The organism is Pectinatus cerevisiiphilus, assembly GCF_004341685.1.
Classification (GTDB): Bacteria; Bacillota; Negativicutes; order Selenomonadales; family Selenomonadaceae; genus Pectinatus; species Pectinatus cerevisiiphilus.
The window spans coordinates 25,213-43,594 of record NZ_SMAA01000018.1 but is presented as its reverse complement, the minus strand read 5'-3'; the positions used below and the strand labels follow the sequence as shown (position 1 = coordinate 43,594).

At 38.6% G+C, this 18,382-nt stretch carries 14 protein-coding genes, 4 tRNA genes and 1 pseudogene; 1 reads left to right on the top strand and 18 read right to left on the bottom strand.

The genetic code is table 11. From position 1 onward, the window contains the following. The coding region (locus EDC37_RS12440) for a hypothetical protein (RefSeq protein ID WP_207900830.1) at positions 1 to 192 on the top strand (192 nt) is incomplete at its 5' end. Between the two features lie 78 nt (positions 193 to 270). On the opposite strand, the gene EDC37_RS10580 is transcribed toward EDC37_RS12440, so the two are convergent. The 18 genes and pseudogenes from EDC37_RS10580 to EDC37_RS10495 form a co-directional block, all read right to left on the bottom strand. After that, a tRNA-Lys gene (locus tag EDC37_RS10580) sits at positions 271 to 346 on the bottom strand. 264 nt (positions 347 to 610) lie between these two features. Beyond that, positions 611 to 1,720 (bottom strand): polysaccharide pyruvyl transferase CsaB, encoded by a 1,110-nt coding sequence (gene csaB, locus EDC37_RS10575; protein WP_132551132.1) that lies wholly within the window; start codon positions 1,718 to 1,720, stop codon positions 611 to 613. Next, a complete protein-coding gene (locus EDC37_RS10570) occupies positions 1,713 to 3,773 on the bottom strand; it encodes a DUF5693 family protein (RefSeq protein ID WP_132551129.1) in 2,061 nt (686 codons plus the stop codon). Before EDC37_RS10570 ends, csaB begins: the two co-directional genes overlap by 8 nt. A gap of 17 nt (positions 3,774 to 3,790) precedes the next feature. After that, positions 3,791 to 4,477, bottom strand: coding sequence for an LmeA family phospholipid-binding protein (locus tag EDC37_RS10565; RefSeq protein WP_132551127.1), 687 nt, complete (start codon positions 4,475 to 4,477; stop codon positions 3,791 to 3,793). Positions 4,478 to 4,621: 144 nt separating this feature from the next. Next, positions 4,622 to 5,729 (bottom strand): peptide chain release factor 2 gene (gene prfB, locus EDC37_RS10560; protein ID WP_196589756.1). Its coding sequence is split into 2 segments (ribosomal slippage): positions 4,622 to 5,659 and positions 5,661 to 5,729, totalling 1,107 coding nucleotides; the frame shifts between segments, so codons are not numbered across the junction. Between the two features lie 23 nt (positions 5,730 to 5,752). Next, on the bottom strand, positions 5,753 to 8,275 hold the full coding sequence (secA, locus tag EDC37_RS10555) for a preprotein translocase subunit SecA (protein WP_132551123.1): 2,523 nt from the start codon (positions 8,273 to 8,275) through the stop codon (positions 5,753 to 5,755). A 313-nt stretch (positions 8,276 to 8,588) separates the two neighbouring features. Then, positions 8,589 to 8,900: a hypothetical protein gene (locus EDC37_RS10550; protein ID WP_132551121.1), complete on the bottom strand. Its 312-nt coding sequence runs from the start codon at positions 8,898 to 8,900 to the stop codon at positions 8,589 to 8,591. Positions 8,901 to 8,904: 4 nt separating this feature from the next. After that, the gene (locus EDC37_RS10545; protein WP_132551119.1) at positions 8,905 to 10,104 is read right to left on the bottom strand and encodes a pyridoxal phosphate-dependent aminotransferase; all 1,200 of its coding nucleotides are present in this window, start codon (positions 10,102 to 10,104) and stop codon (positions 8,905 to 8,907) included. 217 nt (positions 10,105 to 10,321) lie between these two features. Then, the gene (ahbB, locus tag EDC37_RS10540) at positions 10,322 to 10,804 is read right to left on the bottom strand and encodes a siroheme decarboxylase subunit beta (protein ID WP_132551117.1); all 483 of its coding nucleotides are present in this window, start codon (positions 10,802 to 10,804) and stop codon (positions 10,322 to 10,324) included. A gap of 8 nt (positions 10,805 to 10,812) precedes the next feature. Continuing rightward, positions 10,813 to 11,265 carry a siroheme decarboxylase subunit alpha gene (gene ahbA / locus EDC37_RS10535; RefSeq protein ID WP_132551115.1) on the bottom strand — a complete coding sequence of 151 codons (453 nt, stop codon included), beginning with the start codon at positions 11,263 to 11,265 and terminating at the stop codon, positions 10,813 to 10,815. 163 nt (positions 11,266 to 11,428) lie between these two features. Beyond that, positions 11,429 to 12,064, bottom strand: a complete 636-nt coding sequence (gene yihA / locus EDC37_RS10530; RefSeq protein ID WP_132551113.1) for a ribosome biogenesis GTP-binding protein YihA/YsxC — start codon at positions 12,062 to 12,064, stop codon at positions 11,429 to 11,431. Further along, positions 12,061 to 14,384 (bottom strand): annotated as a pseudogene (gene lon / locus EDC37_RS10525) (endopeptidase La). Before lon ends, yihA begins: the two are co-directional and overlap by 4 nt. Positions 14,385 to 14,634: 250 nt before the next feature. Further along, positions 14,635 to 15,915 carry an ATP-dependent Clp protease ATP-binding subunit ClpX gene (gene clpX, locus EDC37_RS10520; RefSeq protein ID WP_165874508.1) on the bottom strand — a complete coding sequence of 427 codons (1,281 nt, stop codon included), beginning with the start codon at positions 15,913 to 15,915 and terminating at the stop codon, positions 14,635 to 14,637. A gap of 35 nt (positions 15,916 to 15,950) precedes the next feature. Further along, positions 15,951 to 16,565 carry an ATP-dependent Clp endopeptidase proteolytic subunit ClpP gene (gene clpP / locus EDC37_RS10515; protein ID WP_132551111.1) on the bottom strand — a complete coding sequence of 205 codons (615 nt, stop codon included), beginning with the start codon at positions 16,563 to 16,565 and terminating at the stop codon, positions 15,951 to 15,953. A 38-nt stretch (positions 16,566 to 16,603) separates the two neighbouring features. Continuing rightward, complete coding sequence (tig, locus tag EDC37_RS10510) at positions 16,604 to 17,893, bottom strand: trigger factor (protein ID WP_132551109.1); 1,290 nt, start codon at positions 17,891 to 17,893, stop codon at positions 16,604 to 16,606. A gap of 209 nt (positions 17,894 to 18,102) precedes the next feature. Next, positions 18,103 to 18,177 (bottom strand) — tRNA-Gly (locus tag EDC37_RS10505). Between the two features lie 5 nt (positions 18,178 to 18,182). Continuing rightward, positions 18,183 to 18,257: transfer RNA gene (locus EDC37_RS10500), tRNA-Gly, on the bottom strand. A 5-nt stretch (positions 18,258 to 18,262) separates the two neighbouring features. Continuing rightward, a tRNA-Gly gene (locus EDC37_RS10495) sits at positions 18,263 to 18,337 on the bottom strand. Between the last annotated feature and the right edge of the window lie 45 nt (positions 18,338 to 18,382).

The following is an 18,382-nucleotide window of genomic DNA, read 5'->3' as shown; positions in this document are numbered from 1 at the left end:
ATTTTTTCGAGTTTTTCGACCTGCTCTGAAAACTCTAAAGGAATTATCTCATGTTTAGGGTATATTTTACAGCCACTGTTTTATTTTGCGCTTACCTTGTACTATCTTGAATTTTTCATAACCCTAACCATTAACGATAGACCTTTTTGCATAACAAAAAAACCAGTAGGAATTCCTACCGGTTTATCTTAAAGTTCTAAGTTTGCTCCCAATTTGCTCCCATGAATCTTGTGACAAATCAAGCCAAACTGCTGAAAGTATTGTCATTATTGGTGACCCACCGGGGAATCGAACCCCGAACCTGCTGATTAAGAGTCAGATGCTCTACCAATTGAGCTAGTGAGTCAGTTCCATAAGCACTTTACCTATTATAGAGTATAAATTAATAAAATGCAAGCATTTATTGATTTATATTTTATAAAAATTAATTTAGTAAATATTTATCTTAAATTGGTCACATTACCCAAAATTATACGGAAATATTACTATATCACTAAAATAATTATTAACTAAAATTCCTAAAAAAAGACTAGGTAATCATTTTACAATGTCAAACTATGATCTTATTTATTTTAACAATCGACTAAAAACTAATTTCAGTTATCAATTATTAATGTTTTGAAATACGATCATTCCTTATCAAATCCAATGCCATTTCTGCATTGCTAGAAGCGGCTCTACGGAGTTCTGCTAAACGTTGCCCATTTACTTCTTTTACTTTATCCTTATTATTCCATTTGGTGGCAAATTGGGTAAAGATATCATCTGCAGTCGTCTGTTCTAAATTACCAGCTGCTTTTTCGCCAATAGAATTTAAAAATCTATCTACTTTAGGATCATAGGACATCCCTATCATAGGAACGCCCATAACACCGGCAAATATCAATGCATGCAGTCTAATTGAAATTAACATATCCAAATTGCCTGTTATTGATAAAAGTTCACTTGTAGTATATTCATCGTTGAGTAATATAGGGGTAGATTTCATATACGCCGCTATTTTTTCTGCTACTCTGACATCTTCAGGAAATTGCATCGGTATGAATACAATCTGTACACCAAAGGTTTCCGTAATTCTATCGGAGATATCAGCTAAAACCTTTTTATAGTGCAACAAGCCGCGCCATTCTCTTGCACAGATACCCACTATTGGTTTTGTATGCGGAACTTTATTTTCTGATAAAATATGCCTGCCAATATTTTTGTCAACAGAATGAATTGCCAGCACAGGATCTGCTGTTACTTTTATTAAAGGCTTAGAAATATGCATCTGTTCCAATTCGGTTAAAGATTCTTTATCTCTTACTGTAATAAGTTTTGCATGGTTACCAAACCAACACATAAGTTTGCGTGGTAACCAACCGAAAACAGGACCAATTCCCTGTGCATAAAGCATAATAGGTGTTCTCACTAAAACCGATAAAAAAAGTATTCCCATGTAGTAATACAAGCTACGCCCACTGGTTACATTTTGCAAAAGACTGCCGCCGCCGCTTATCAATAAATCAGCATTTTTTAAGGCCTTTAAGATGGCAAAAATATTTAACCAATTTATCGATTTTACACCATGCCGCTTCGCAGTATCAACTGGATTTGTCGATATAACAGTGAATTTTATTTTAGGATCAAGGTCTGTAAAAACTTCCAGCATTGCTGCAAGCATCGCTTCATCGCCGGCATTTTTTGAACCATAATATCCTGAAACTACAATACTACTCATGCCCGGCATTTTTCCTCCTCTCTAATGAGGAAGAAAAATGTCTCCAAAGCTCTATTATCACTAGCGCTACAAAACCTAACAAAGCTCCGAGGACAACGCCATTGATTCCACGAGACAATGACATGTATACAGGTGTCCGCATATGGGCAAAGGTTTCAACCATTGAGCCCTGTCCAATAGTTGCGGCAAAAACCAGTATACCGAAAACAAATACAGGCCATTTTCTAAGCCATGCCATGATCATAATAAAAAATGCAGGATGGCCAATGAACAATTCTTTTGAGCGTGGTCTAGCAAAAAATGTTCTTTCTAAAAGAGCACGTATTTTCAATTCAATGCCTGGTACCGGGAATCCGGCAGTATGCCCAGAGCGTTCAATAAATACCACTAGGGCTAAAGCCAAGGCCGCAAAAATTATTAGTGTTTTTACAAGTATTTTCATATTTAAGAAATGTTTCAACTGATCTAAGAATGCCATTGGTACCAATGGATTATTGTCGTCAAAGACATTAAATCTCTGGCATAATGCAATCCCTACCAAAATCATAGGCAGTACAAAGGTAAGTTTAATTCCTCTAAATATTTCTATTTCAAGGAAATAGCGGACATCAGATAATATACCAGACAAGTATGCTGCCCCTATTAGCGAAATAATGCTTGTAATGATTATGGAAACAAAACAAGATGCTATTACACGTTTAAAGGGAAGATTCTTGCTGCGCTTCATGGTTTTAATCCTGTCCAACAAATAGATCATCGCCAAGGCGGGGAAAAGGTTAGCCGCCGCAAAAGCACCCAGAACACGAATTTTATTACCATGTCCCATAGCCAATGGAAGTATACATACTACTGCAGCTATTATAAATAAAATGTATTGATGCTTAAGTTTAAAGTTTGGAATAACTAAGGATAAGTAGAGCACACCAGCTGCACAAACTCCTGCCATCATGAGTATTCGTAGAATCTGGCTGCCATTATATATTTCAAAACTGCTGGCAGGGCCTACTGTAAAGCCTTTATTTTCCAATTTATTTTTCGTATCGGCGAAATATTTTATATTAGTTTGCATCACAGAAAGACCTGTGGCAGGTTTTTCATATGGACGCAAGAGATCTATGCGAATATTTCTTTCTTCATCAGTATTACTCCAGCGTTCTACTGCATCAGCCAACTTCAATTTAGGCTGTTCATCTTTAGGGATAGTATAAAGACGTGCTGCCTTATAATCGAGTCCCTGTGCAATATCTGTAAGGCCATCCTGCGGATAGAACTGCAGCTGGGAAACATTTTCAATCATCCCTAGTGTAATATTACGCTGTTTCATCTTTTGAATGGTATATTCCAGCAAATCAGGTGCACCCAAAGTTTGTGGACCAGAAAAGATAATCTCAGATACCTTAATACCGTCTAATCTATCAAAAACAGCATCTATTTGCCCTTTAGTGACATCAGTATAATTGCTAGGGCGAGCTATTACATAAAAACCGGCATCGTTCGCAGCTTTCATTTCATCTGTTGGCATGCCTAAATTAATTTTTAGAAAATCTTCATAATTAGTTTTAACCGCAAGAACTTCATTACTGCCAACATGCATTGATTGAACACGCTGGTCACCAAGACGCAAAAGGAGATCTTCTTTTACTTCCTTAAAAGTCTGTGGGTCATTGCCAGTTACATAAACTTCCGTACCAACTATTTTGCCAGCTTGGACTAAGGCTACCCAATCAGGATCTGTAAGGGAGCCATTATGATAACGCTGTAAAAGCACACTGCCTGGTGTTGCCGCAGCTTTTCCGTTTTCATTCAATTTTTTGAACGTAGTTTCGTAGACTGCTAGTGATGTTATTCCTGCTTCTTTTGCTTCAGCAAGCACCTCAGACGGCGGCAGCCCCTCATTTTCTGCTAATTTTAATAAATCTTCATAATCAAGAGCTAGCTCTACAGTCATATTGTCATTTTCTACACGATGACGCTGAAAACTTATTACCAACCCAGCAACAAGACCTATTGCAATCAGCAGTATAAACCAGCGGTTATAATTGAAAACCTTCAAAATTTTTCCCACCTTATCTATTCTTTGTGAGCACTTGCTTTAATGGATATTTGATTATTTTCCTGTGTAACGGAATCGATTCTTGCACCAAAAGGTAACTTATTTTTATCAAGCAGCATTATCGCGTCCTGCGTGTTCAAACTGATTTTTCCTAATAAGGTATTTTCTACGTTGAATTCAGCAATTTTAAAATAAATATTTCCATCCGCAGTATATATCGAACCAGTCATATTTGCCGCAATATTATTATCCAATATTGGAATATTCGCTGTTACTGTCACGAGTTGAGGCGTTATAAGGACAGTGGCGCTGTGCAAACGTGTTATTTTTTGCAGTAACAAGCGTTCAAGAGATTTTTCATCAATAGTACAAGATAAAGCAATATCTTCTGCCTTATCGACTGTAAAACGCTGCTGTAAGAGGTCAGGCATATCTATATACAGTTTATCACCCGTCAACAACAAATCATGCACTTCCGTCTGACCGATAAGGGCAGCATCAGCTTTATAATAGACCCTGTCGATCTTCCCATCAGCTATCATGAAAGGCGGATGAGTTTGCACTTCACCTTGTATGTTACGGGCATGCATATCATTCTTCAAATAATTATATATCGTGTAGGAAACATAGTTAGGTAAAACCAAACTAGTCAATACAGTTGCAAGTATTATTAGGGATGAAACAATAACTAAAATTTTACGCAATTTTATCACCCAGCAATAGCAAAGTATGCTACCGTCATCATTATAAAATAAAATACAGCAACTGACCTGGAATTAGACTCTCTTTCATTTTCCAAAGACAGTCATTGCAAACTTCTCAGGTCAGCAGTCATTATACAAACAGCATTACAGCTGCTTGTTTGCTTTAGCGCGCAGATAGCTTTCTATAAACAAATTAATATTACCATCCATTACACCTTGTGTATCGCTCGTTTCAACATTAGTACGATGATCCTTCACAAGATTATAAGGATGAAATACATATGAACGAATTTGGCTGCCCCATTCAATCTTTTGTTGTTCGCCTTCTAATTTAGCAAGTTCAGCTTCTTTTTTTTGTGTTTCCAATTCGAAAAGACGAGCACGCAAAAGTTTGAGACATTGTTCCCTGTTTTGTAGCTGAGAACGTTGATTCTGGCATTGCGCTACAACACCTGTTGGTATATGCGTCATCCGGACTGCTGAATCTGTTTTATTGATATGCTGTCCACCGGCGCCACTTGCTCTATAGGTATCAACGCGCACATCTGCCATATTGATATCAAGATCCACATTATCATCTATTTCCGGCATTACATCGCATGCCGAAAAGGAAGTATGACGACGGGCATTAGCATCAAACGGAGAAATACGCACTAAGCGGTGTACCCCCTTCTCCGATTTAAGATAGCCATATGCATTATGTCCCTTTATCACCAACGTAACCGATTTCACACCTGCTTCATCACCTGGCAGCAAATCCACCGTTTCCACACTGAATTTATTTTTTTCTGCCCAGCGGCCATACATGCGCAAAAGCATTTGCGTCCAATCCTGTGCTTCTGTACCACCAGCTCCAGCATGAAGTGTCAAAATAGCATTATTGGCATCATATCTTCCTGATAATAATATCTCAAGTTCTAATTTTTCTATTTGCTTGCGTATCTCATTAATTTCTTTTTCTACATCACCGCAGACTGATTCGTCCTTATCTTCTGTACCCATCTCCCAAAGCAGATGCATATCCTCATATTTATCGAGCATACCTTGATAACGATCAACACCGTCTTTTAACACATTCAGTTCAGTAGATACCTTCTGGGCTTTTTCAGAATCATCCCAAAAAGCCGGTTCACCCATTTTATATTCCAGTTCAGCTATTTTCTCTTTTTTATGGGCGACGTCAAAGTGAAGCCCCCATTTCATCCAGTTTTTTCTTTAAGTCGACTATAGTAACTCGTAAATCTTCTAACACTGCATTCACATCCCTAAAAGTAATTATTTATTTCTACCACAACAATTTTTATATTTTTTCCCACTGCCGCACGGACAAGGATCATTTCTGCCGACAGTATCTTTCTTCACTACCGGTTTCTTCTTATCTGGCATTTCTTCTGTGCCGTGCGAAATAGTAGCGCCCTTCAGATGATCTTCCAAAGGCGGTTGTTCCTGACGTACGATATTTACTCGATACATTAATTTAACGATGTCTTCCTGAATACTGTTTATCATCGCTTGGAACATATCATAAGCTTCTATTTTATATTCTACAAGAGGATTTTTCTGGCCATACGCACGCAGTCCAATACCTTCACGTATCATATCCATTTCATCAAGATGTTCCATCCACTTGCTGTCAACAACCTTAAGCATGACAATTCTTTCCAGTTCACGCATATTGTCTTCACCAAACAGTTTTTCACGTTCATTATAAGTGGTATCAGCGGTCTTGTACAGATAATTTTCCAACTCATCCCGACTCATACTTTCGAGTTTATCCTTGGTGAGCGCGTCCTTTGGTGCATACACTTTTTCAGCATCATCAATAAGTCCTTGTATGTTCCATTCTTCAGGATATACTTTTTCGTTAGCGAACACATCCATTTCATGTTTGATAACATCATGCACCATATCGAGTATATTTTCTTTTAAATTGTCACCAACAAGGACTTTACGGCGCTGACTGTATATAACTTCGCGCTGTTGATTCATAACATCATCATATTCCAGAACATGTTTACGAATATCAAAGTTACGTGCTTCCACTTTTTTCTGGGCTTGTTCAATAGAACGGGTAACCAGTTTATGTTCGATAGGATCATTCTCACCCATGCCAAGTTTATCCATTATATTGGCAATATTATCAGAACCAAACAGGCGCATCAAATCATCTTCTAAGGATAAATAAAATCTTGAAGAGCCTGGATCTCCCTGACGTCCAGCACGGCCACGCAACTGATTGTCAATACGGCGTGATTCATGGCGTTCTGTGCCAATTATATGCAAGCCTCCATTGGCAGCCACACCATCACCAAGCGTAATATCAGTACCACGGCCAGCCATATTGGTAGCAATCGTCACTGCGCCTGCCTGACCGGCATCCGCAATTATTTGTGCTTCCATTTCATGATGCTTAGCATTCAAAACATTATGGGGAATATGTGCTTTCTTTAAAAGGTCGCTCAATTCTTCTGACTGCACAATAGATGTAGTCCCTACAAGTACCGGCTGTTTTTTAGCATGATAATCCTTGATGGCATTTACGACAGCCTTGAATTTTGCCTTCTTGGTTTTATAGATAACATCAGGAAAATCAGTACGTTTAACTGGTTTATTTGTAGGCACGACAATAACTGGTAATTTATATATTTTTATAAATTCGTCTTCTTCAGTTTTAGCAGTACCTGTCATACCAGATAATTTAGCATACATACGAAAATAATTCTGAAATGTAATAGTTGCTAAAGTCTGGGACTCACGCTGTATTTTTACATTTTCTTTTGCTTCAATAGCCTGATGTAAACCATCAGAATAACGTCTGCCGACCATAAGACGGCCTGTAAATTCATCAACAATGATAATCTCATTGTCGCGGACAACATAATCCCGGTCGCGTTTCATCATTGCCTTGGCACGCAATGCCTGCGTAAAACAATGTGACATTTCTATATTGGCAGTATCGTACAGATTATCTATATTAAGAGCTTTTTCTACTTTAGTAACAGCTGACTCTAAAGGCGATACGGTCTTTTCCTTTTCATTAAGTGTATAATCCTCACCCTCTTTTAAAGGTGCTACAGCTTTTGCCATAATGGAATACATGTTCGTCGATTTGCTGCCCGGTCCAGAAATAATAAGCGGAGTACGCGCTTCATCTATGAGTATACTATCAACTTCATCGACAATCGCATAATGGAGATCCCGCTGTACCATTTGATCTTTACTTATTACCATATTGTCACGCAGATAATCAAACCCAAATTCATTATTGGTACCAAAGGTAACATCGCAATTATAAGCAAACTTACGTTCAGCAAAATCCATATCATGAGTGACAAGACCGACAGACAGGCCAAGTGTCCGGTAGAGACGTCCCATCCATTCGCTATCACGTTTAGCAAGATAATCATTTACCGTTACCATATGTACACCTTTTTGTGATAAGGCATTCAAATATACAGGTGCAGTAGCCACCAAAGTTTTACCTTCACCAGTTTTCATTTCAGCTATTTTCCCTTCGTGCAGGCAAATACCACCGATCAACTGGACATCAAAATGCCGCATAGCCAAAGTCCGCCGAGAAGCCTCACGTACTACGGCAAAAGCTTCCGGTAAAATAGAATCAAGTGCTTCGCCATTAGCTATACGTTCCTTAAATTTTGCCGTATTACCGCATAAAGAACCGTCACTCATCTTTTTATATTCCGGTTCCAGTGCATTTATTCGTTCAACAATGCCACGCATACGTTTTATTTCTTTTTCATTATTATCACCAAGTAAAGTTTTTAAAAAACCAAACAAATATGTCACCTCTTATTTATAATAGAAACAAAATATTTAAATTGCCGATGGATGCGGCTATAATATCCTTTGCAAACAGACCATATAAAATTCTAACAGACAATCATTCATAAGTCAAAAACAGTATAACGCAAATTGTAAGCTTTAACAAGATTTTTAACAGTTGAAGGGTTATACTGTTGTTTTTCCTCTTGCTAGTTAAAAAAAGTCAGCAGCTTTTGTTCTGCTGATCTTTCTTATCGAAAATAATAATTTTGTAAACCTAAGCATAGGAACCAACTCCCCCACTACTTAAAGCCAAAGCTTATTCACGTCAATTATAAAAAGGTTTCATAAGGCCGATAACTTTCACCTTTTTAACCATGAATATTTCTTTTAGAGCCGGAATAATATCTTCAATATGCATTTTTTGCAATTCATTTCCTGTTGTTATAAGCAGCGTATTTTTATTTTTGGCCAAATTATGTATGGAGGCAATATACATCGTAAAAAAATCTGCACCAAATAATTGTTTTAAATTGGAAAACTCACTTTCAAATTCAGGTTTTCTGACATTTATAGGCGTAAGCTGCACAGTGTCTAAATGCGGATTATTTGCTGCTGGTTGTTTATGAAGCTGCGACAAAATATCAACTCCCTTTTTTTATACCGTAGCTTTCAGCAAGTTTTTTGAAAACAGGCAGGGATTTTTCTATAATGGAGGTTTTTATGCAATAAGAAGCTCTAAAGTGGCCGGGGCAGCCAAAGTCAGTTCCCGGTACCAAAAGCAAATCAAATTCCTGTGCTTTTTTACAAAAAGCATAATCATCTGGTTCAAGGCTTTCTGGAAATAAGTAAAAAGCTCCTTGTGGTTTTATGCATTTAAAACCGGCTTCAACCAGGCCATTGTAAAGAAGTGTTCCATTCTTTTGGTAGGTGCTTATATCAGAAGGCATATCACAGCAGCGGGCTATAACGCGCTGGAAAAGGGAAGGCGCATTTACATGTGTCAAAACCCTCGCAGCTCCAGCAACAGCACCGTATATCTGTTCTGAAGAAGCCGTTTCATCAGGTATGAGGATATAACCAATGCGTTCTCCTGGCAAAGAAAATGATTTGCTATAAGAATAGCAAATAATTGTGTCCGCATAATAATGTGTCAAATAAGGAACTTCAATGCCATCATAGGCAATTTCTCTATAAGGTTCGTCAGAGATAAGAAAGATAGGATGCCCGTATTCTTTTTCTTTCTTTTCCAATATTTTTGCAAGTGTTTTTATAGTATCTTCCGAATAAATAACACCACTTGGATTATTAGGAGAATTTACTATTATTGCCTTCGTTTTCTTCGAAATTCTTTTTTCAAATTCCGCAAAATTTATTTGAAAATCAGATGGTTGCGCAGGAACGACTACCAGCTTTGCACCTGTAGATTCAACAAAACATTTATATTCAGGGAAAAATGGAGCAAAGGTCACAAATTCATCACCTGGTTCACTTAAAGCCTTAAAAGTGATCGTTATGGCACCGGCTGCCCCGCCCGTAATAAAAAAGTTTTTTGCCGAAAATTTTGTTGCAAAACGACGATTGACGCTTTTGGCTAATTTTTCTCTGACGACGGTCAATCCCGGTGCAATGGTATAACCATGTACAGCGCAAGGATCTTCCTCGTTAAGGATATCAAAAATAGCCTGTTTGATATAAGTCGGTGCGGGAACGTTAGGATTGCCAAGACTATAATCATATATATTGTCTTCTCCAACGACAGCAGCGCGTTTGCGGCCATATTCAAAAATTGTCCTTATAGTAGATTTCTTCGTTCCTAATTCATACATAGCCTGTGAAAACATTTCATCAAATCCTTATTAAATAAATTTCAATCTTTTCTAAGTACAGTTACAATTATGTCCAGTATTTAAGCGATAACTTTTCTTATTGTAGCATTTTTAAATATTGTCTTCAATAAGCAGAAAAATAAAAGGCCTAAGGATAGAAACAATCCTGAAGCCTTTACTTGTCTAATACAGAATATGGAAAGCAACGATCTCCTTTTCCATAATTATTCTATTATCTAACCGCTGCCTCTTCTTCAAAATACCGCATACTGGTTTTTTTCCATTCTTTTACGCTATATAAAAGAACCTTATCCGTTAACCGATTTTCCTGTGCCAGCTCTTCAACGACAGCATCACATTCTGAACGTGTCCGCGCATGGATCATCGTATAAACATTATAAGGCCAGTCCTCTGTTGTCGTCCGGTCATAACAATGGGATACTGCTGAATGAGCCGCCATAGCTTTTGCTATTGTATCCATATGGTCAGGAGGAACAACCCACGCACAAAGTACATTGGCAGCAAAACCTGCTGTATAATGCCCCAACACAGCTCCCATTTTACGTATTTGTCCTTCATCCTTATAACGCTTAAGCCGGCAAATCAATTCATTTTCACTGATGCCGACACGTTCGGCTAATATTTCGTAAGGTTTAGCAACAAGGGGAAAATCGTTTTGCACTGTTCTGATAATTTTCTTGTCTAATGCGTCCATTTCATTACCTACTTTAAATTAAATTTTACATTGACTTTATACTTTTTACGGGAAACAAGACTCATCACTGCCTCCACTCCCGGTAAAGCGCGAACATCATCAAGAATTTTAGCACGTTGCGCTACATTTTGTGTCAGCAAAGTAAACCAGAGATTATATTTTCCTTTACGTTCATAATTATGCGTAGCACCTTCATAAGTGTTTATAACAGCAGCTACTTTCTCCATGTAACCTTCCTTAACTTTTAGCGCAACCAGCGTACCTACATATCCCAGCTTATCTGAATCAAAAAAGGGACCTATACGCCTGATGTAACCTTCATCCCTTAACTCGTTCAAGCGTTTTATTACTTCCTGTTCAGATAATCCTGCCAGCTTACCAAGCTCCGCAAAGGGATGCGGCGTCAACGGAAGATTTGTTTGTATGGCGTTTAATATCTTTTTATCTGATAATGACAGCATATACACTCTCCAAGGATTCTTATCCAGCCACAGAACGGCCACCATATATAAATCGAACAATATAGGCGGCTTAGGATAAAATTTTCTCTTTAACTAGGTATTGCCAATGCATAATAATATGCCTACAGCTAACATACCTGAATCATATTCACATTTACTTACTCTATTCTACCAAAGCATGTCCTATAAAGTCAAGTAAATATGAACGCCCCTCATTTTTTACGGAAGAGTATGGTAAGATTGTAAGTTCCGGCACCTTTAAGGCTTTTTTTATACACGAAATATTTTTACTTATAGAATTTTTTCCTAATTTATCAGCTTTAGTGGCAATAACAAACACAGGAATTTCATGTTTCAATAACCAATTAAACATATTAATATCCGATGGCATAGGGTCATGCCGTATATCAATAAGCTGACATACACAATAAAGATCCTGTGGAAATAAAAAATATTTTTCAATAAATGAAGCCCATTTTTTCCTGTTAGCCTGGCCTGTTTTAGCATAACCGTAACCGGGCAGATCAACGAGATAAAAATCTTTTATGGACTCGTCTTCATAATATTTAGCTGTCAGTTTAAAAAAATTTATGGTTTGTGTCTTGCCAGGTTCTCTGCTCACACGTGCCAAATTATGAAAACGTGTGAGCGAGTTGATAAGCGAAGATTTACCGACATTTGATCTGCCGATAAAAGCTATCTGCCTGAGTTTTTCTTCGGGAAATTGTCTTGGTTCCACGGCAGAAGCAATATACTCTGCCTTCGTGATATTTATTGATGCTTTGTTTGTATCTGTCATTCTTTCACCAATGCATATTTTAAAACTTCATCCATATTTTCAACAGGAATAAACTGCATTTTATCCCGAACTTCTTGTTCAATGTCCTCAACATCTCTTTCATTTTCCTTAGGCAAAATGATCGTATATATCTTTTCGCGGTAAGCAGCCAAAGTTTTTTCCTTCAGTCCACCTATTGGCAGCACCCGACCGCGCAATGTGATTTCACCAGTCATTGCTATATCATTTCTCACTTTTGTTTCGGTCAGCGCAGATACCATTGCAGTAGCCATAGTTATACCGGCAGATGGGCCATCCTTAGGGATTGCTCCTTCTGGTAAATGAATATGGATATCGTCCTTTTCATAAAATTGGGGATCTAACCCTAGTTTATCACTGCGGCTTCTTATGTAACTGAGCCCCGTTTTAGCCGATTCCTTCATAACGTCTCCCAGCTGACCTGTCAGTATAAGGTTACCCTTTCCCTTGAGTATACTCACTTCCGTCGGCAATATATCACCGCCTACTTCTGTCCAAGCCAAGCCAGTGCATACGCCCACCTGCGGTTTACTTTCCGCACGGGTGTGCATATATTTTACTCTGCCTAAAAAGTCGGGGATATTTTTAACAGTAACACGAATTTTTTTCTTATCTTCTTCAAGTATTTTTTTGCGGCTTTACGGCAAACAGCGCCAATTTGTCTTTCAAGTTCCCTGACCCCGGATTCACGTGTGTAATTTGCAATAATTTCTTGCAATGCACCAGGCATAAATTGCAACTGCTTCTTTTCTAAACCGTTAGCAGCCAATTGTTTATCTACGAGATAGCGATGGGCAATTTGGTATTTTTCTTCTTCTGTATAGCTTGGCAGCGAAATCATTTCCATTCTGTCGCGCAGGGGACGTGGAATATTGGCAATATTATTAGCTGTTACTATCCAAAATACCTGAGACAAATCAAATGGTATTTCAATATAATGGTCAGAAAAAGAATTATTTTGTTCAGGATCAAGAACTTCTAAAAGGGCAGATGACGGATCTCCCCTAAAATCAGAGGCAATCTTATCTATTTCATCCAGCAAAAATACAGGATTTCTACTTCCCGCATTTTTAATACCGTTTATGATTCTGCCAGGCAGAGCGCCAATATAGGTACGACGATGGCCACGAATTTCTGCTTCATCACGAATCCCACCTAGGGAAGCTCTGATAAATTTACGACCCATAGCTTTGGCAATTGAAGAAGCAAGCGAGGTTTTACCTACACCGGGAGGCCCTACTAAACAAATTATCGGTGCTTTTATTTTGTTTGAAAGCTTGCGGACTGCCAAATATTCGAGAATGCGTTCCTTTACTTTCTCTAAACCGTAATGGTCTTTCTCTAATACTCTTTCTGCCGCTTTTATATTCAGCTTATCATGGCTTGTTATAGACCACGGCAACGCCAACAGCCATTCAATATACGTTCTTATTACTCCTGTTTCCGGAGAAGAAGCAGGTAGTCTTTCAAGACGTTTTATTTCCCTTTGAAGGCAATTAAGAACTGTCTCAGGGTATTTCCCCTTAGACATCTTTTCTTTATATTCATCAATTTCGGTCGTCATGCTATCCTTATCGCCTAATTCCTGATGAATAGCTTTCAGTTGTTCGCGTAAATAATATTCTTTTTGGATTTTTTCCATCTGGCTGCGAACACGGTCACTGATTTTTTTCTCTATATTGAGGATTTCCATTTCTTTTGAAAGGACAGTATATAACTTTTCCAAACGTTTTACGGGGTCTACAAGGGAAAGCAGTTCCTGCTTATCTTCCAATTTCATATTCATATGGCTTGCAATTAAATCGCACAAATGCCCGCCATTTTCAATCATAACCACTGACACCAATGTTTCCGGTGGAATCTTTTTGCTGAGTTTTACCCATTCTTCAAATTGGTTAACTACCGCTCGGATAAGGGCTTCCATATTTATAGAATTATCCTTGGTGTCATCCTTATACTCTACGATTTCAGCCGTATAATATTTCTTGAGACAATTGACTTTCTTTATTTTGGCACGGTGCAAACCTTCTACCAATACACGCATTGACCCGCCGGGGAGTTTTAAAAACTGTCTTACTTCAGCTACTGTGCCCATTTCATATATATCTTTTTCTGTAGGGTCGTCTACGGCAGGATCTTTTTGCGCACTTAACATTATTTTATGGTCATGCACCATTGCGTCTTCAAGTGCTACAACAGATTTCTCGCGACCTACATCTAAATTAACTATTACATATGGGAATACTACTATTCCTCGCAAAGGGAGCAGTGGAAGCACCTTCAAATCATCCTGTTTTTCCATATGGTGAACACTTCCTTTCTGGTTCTTTCAATAAAAAAGTTGCTGCATCCATTTCGCGGCAATACAGATCTCTTCAAAAAGAGCTCCATTGCCTGCGAATACTTCAACAAAGCCTGATTATATACAGTTTTGTTGAAATATTATAGACACAACAACTTCTCGGGACATATTCACCATTTATGCAAAAGCACAAAGCTGAAATATGTCTTATTTCATTTTATGACAAGTATGGACCGCCTTGTTAACATAATCAAGCTGATTCTTCACTTGTTATTGATTTTTTGGTAGATGATTTTTTCTTGTTGCCATAGGTCAACAAAGGATCCGTACTTTTTTCTACAGTTTCCTTAGTTACCCGGCAGCTGGTGACACCTTTAACAGACGGAACTTCATACATGACATTGCGCATTATTTTTTCTATTATCGAGCGCAAGCCACGTGCCCCTGTCTTTCGCTGTAATGCTTTTTGCGCTATAAGTGCCAGAGCTTCCTTATCAAATTCAAGTGTGACTCCGTCCAGTTCAAGCATTTTTTGATACTGTTTGACTAAAGCATTCTTAGGTCTTACGAGAATATCTACCAATGTCTTTTCATCAAGCGCATCAAGTGTAACTACAACTGGCAGACGACCAATAAATTCAGGAATCAATCCATTCTTTAAAAAGTCTTCTGGTAATACATGCTTAAACCATTCACCTGTATTTTGTTCTTTACGGCTTTCTATCTTAGCGCCAAAACCGACGCTTGTCTGCCGCAGGCGATTTTCAATTATTTTTTCTAAACCGTCAAAAGCACCACCACAAATAAACAATATATTTGTAGTATTTATTTGAATCAGTTCCTGATGAGGATGTTTCCTTCCTCCTTGCGGGGGAACATTAGCAACAGTACCTTCTAAGATCTTCAGTAGTGCCTGTTGGACTCCTTCACCTGAAACATCTCTGGTTATGGAAGTGTTTTCCGATTTTCGAGAGATCTTATCTATTTCATCAATATAGATAATACCTTTTTCTGCCTTCTCAATATCATAATCAGCAGACTGAATAAGTTTGAGAAGAATATTTTCAACATCTTCGCCTACATAACCTGCTTCGGTAAGAGAGGTGGCGTCCGCGATGGCAAAGGGCACATTTAACACATGTGCCATCGTTTGAGCAAGCAGTGTTTTACCGCTTCCTGTCGGACCAAGCATAAGAATATTTGACTTCTGTAAATCAATATCGTTATTCTTAAAGCCCACATTTATGCGCTTATAATGATTATAGACCGCTACCGATAATGTTTTTTTGGTTTCTTCCTGCCCAATTATATACTGGTCAAGTATAGCTTTTATTTCCTTAGGCTTAGGTACATTCTTAAGACCTACTTCAACTTCATCAGTCAGTTCTTCTTCTATTATCTCATTGCACAGCTCAATGCACTCATCGCATATATACACTCCAGGCCCTGCTACTAATTTGCGCACCTGGCTTTGCTGTTTACCGCAGAACGAACATTTTAACTGTCCTTTGTCGTCACCGAATTTCAGCATTTTATCACCTCTCCTATAGGAAATGAAACGGGTATTTATTTGTCCGCTTTATTATTTTTTTTCAGATCCTCAGGACGAACGATTACATCATCAATTAAGCCATATTCTTTGGCTTCAACAGCTGACATAAAATTATCGCGTTCAGTGTCAAGTTCAATCTTATCTTCACCTTGTCCTGTATGGCGCATCAAAATTTCATTGACTATCTTTCTGGCGCGAAGCAGTTCTCTTGCCTGAATTTGAACATCTGTTGATTGTCCCTGTGCCCCGCCAAGAGGTTGATGGATCATAATACGCGAATAGGGAAGTGCGTACCTTTTCCCCTTTGCACCGGCTGTAAGCAACAAAGAACCCATGCTAGCCGCCTGCCCCATGCAGATAGTAGAAACATCAGGTTTTATATATTGCATGGTATCATAAATAGCCAAACCGGCAGTAACTACACCACCAGGGCTATTAACATACAAATGGATATCTTTATCAGGGTCTTCAGATTCTAAGAATAACAACTGAGCGATTATCACATTAGCAACATTGTCATCGATAGGTCCACCTAAAAATATTATACGATCTTTTAACAAACGTGAGTAAATATCATAAGCACGTTCACCACGGCTTGATTGTTCGACAACCATTGGTACATAATTCATATGCTAAAATCCCCCTCCCTTTTCGGAGAATTATACAACTATTTTGCCAAGTTGTCTATAATAAGTTGAGCTGCCTTTTTACGGTTTATTGTTTCGTAAAGATTGGCAATATAACCATTTTTAGCTACTATTTTCTTGACTTCTTTAGGAGTCGTTCCATAGCGGGCAGCCATCAAAGAAATTTCGGTATCAATTTCTTCAGGAGCAACCTTCAATTCTTCTATTTGCGCGATCTTTTCCAAAACCAGATCCGTCTTGACGGCTTCAGCGGCACTCTGCCGATATGTTTCACGAAGCTTAGACATATCAGTATTACTATATTTGAGATATTGTTCCATATTCATGCCATGGCTTTCAAGGTTTACCGAAAGTTCATTAAGCATACTATCCACACGATTATCAACCATAACATCCGGGATACTAACTTTGGCATTATCTGCTGCTGTCTTCAGGGCTTTGCTTCTCAGTTCACTTTCAGCCCGTGTTTTTGCGGCTTTAAGAAGGTTTTCATGCAGCTTTGCCTTCATATCTTCAACACTTTCGTATGAAGTTGATTTTTTCACAAATTCATCATTTAACTCAGGTAATTCCTGAATTTTAATGCTGTTGACCTTGCAAGAAAATACGGCTTCTTTTCCTGCCAAGGAAGCTTCATGGTAATCATCAGGGAATTTTACTTTAACGTCTTTTTCTTCGCCGACTTTAACGCCAATCAGCTGATCTTCAAAACCAGCGATAAACTGTCCAGAACCAACCTGTAAAGGATAATCCTTTGCTTCGCCGCCTTTAAAAGCGGTACCGTCTACTTTTCCCAGAAAATCAAGGGTAATAAAATTATCTTTTTCTACAGCAGCGCCTTCGGGAGCATCTACCATTTTGGCATGATGGCTGCGCATATTTTTAATTTGTTTTTCAAGTTCATCTTCAGATACTTCTACTTTAGGCATTTCCACAGCAAGTCCCTTATAGTCACCGAGTGTAACTTCCGGTTTAGGGGTAACAGTAGCTTTGAATACAACGTCACTACCTTCTTCTAAGGTAACGATTTCTATCTGCGGACGATCTACCGGTTCAACTTTTTCTTGAATGAATGCATCGTTGAGAGTCTTTGGGGCGAGAAGTTCAAAAGCTTCATCCAAAATGGCCTGCTTGCCCAAATGGCGAACCAAAATTTGTTTTGGCGCATGGCCTTTTCGGAAACCAGGGATATTAACGCGGTCGGCTAACTTTTTGCAGGCAGCTTTTACGGCCTTTGCAAGCTCATCTGCCGGTGCTTCTATAGTTAGAACCAATTTCTGGCTGTCTGCTTTTTCTGTACTGACTTTCATCGTGTAAAATAACCTCCTAAAATTATAATGCATTACATTACCATGTCACTTCCGACAGGCCGCAATACACCTAATATACTATAAGAATAATAACATAAACAATATGTAAATACAAGCCTTACACAATAGACAAAGCTTGTCCGCTGTAAGCCTAGCGAACAGATTGATAAACAAAAAAACCCGGCAAAAAGCCGGGAACTAAATATCTATGGAGCGGAAGACGAGATTCGAACTCGCGACCCCCACCTTGGCAAGGTGGTGCTCTACCACTGAGCTACTTCCGCAGTTATGGAGCGGGAAACGAGACTCGAACTCGCGACCCCCACCTTGGCAAGGTGGTGCTCTACCACTGAGCTATTCCCGCAGTTATGGAGCGGAAGACGAGATTCGAACTCGCGACCCCCACCTTGGCAAGGTGATGCTCTACCACTGAGCTACTTCCGCAATCACAGTAACGGATATTATTATACATTAAAATTTTCAAAAGTC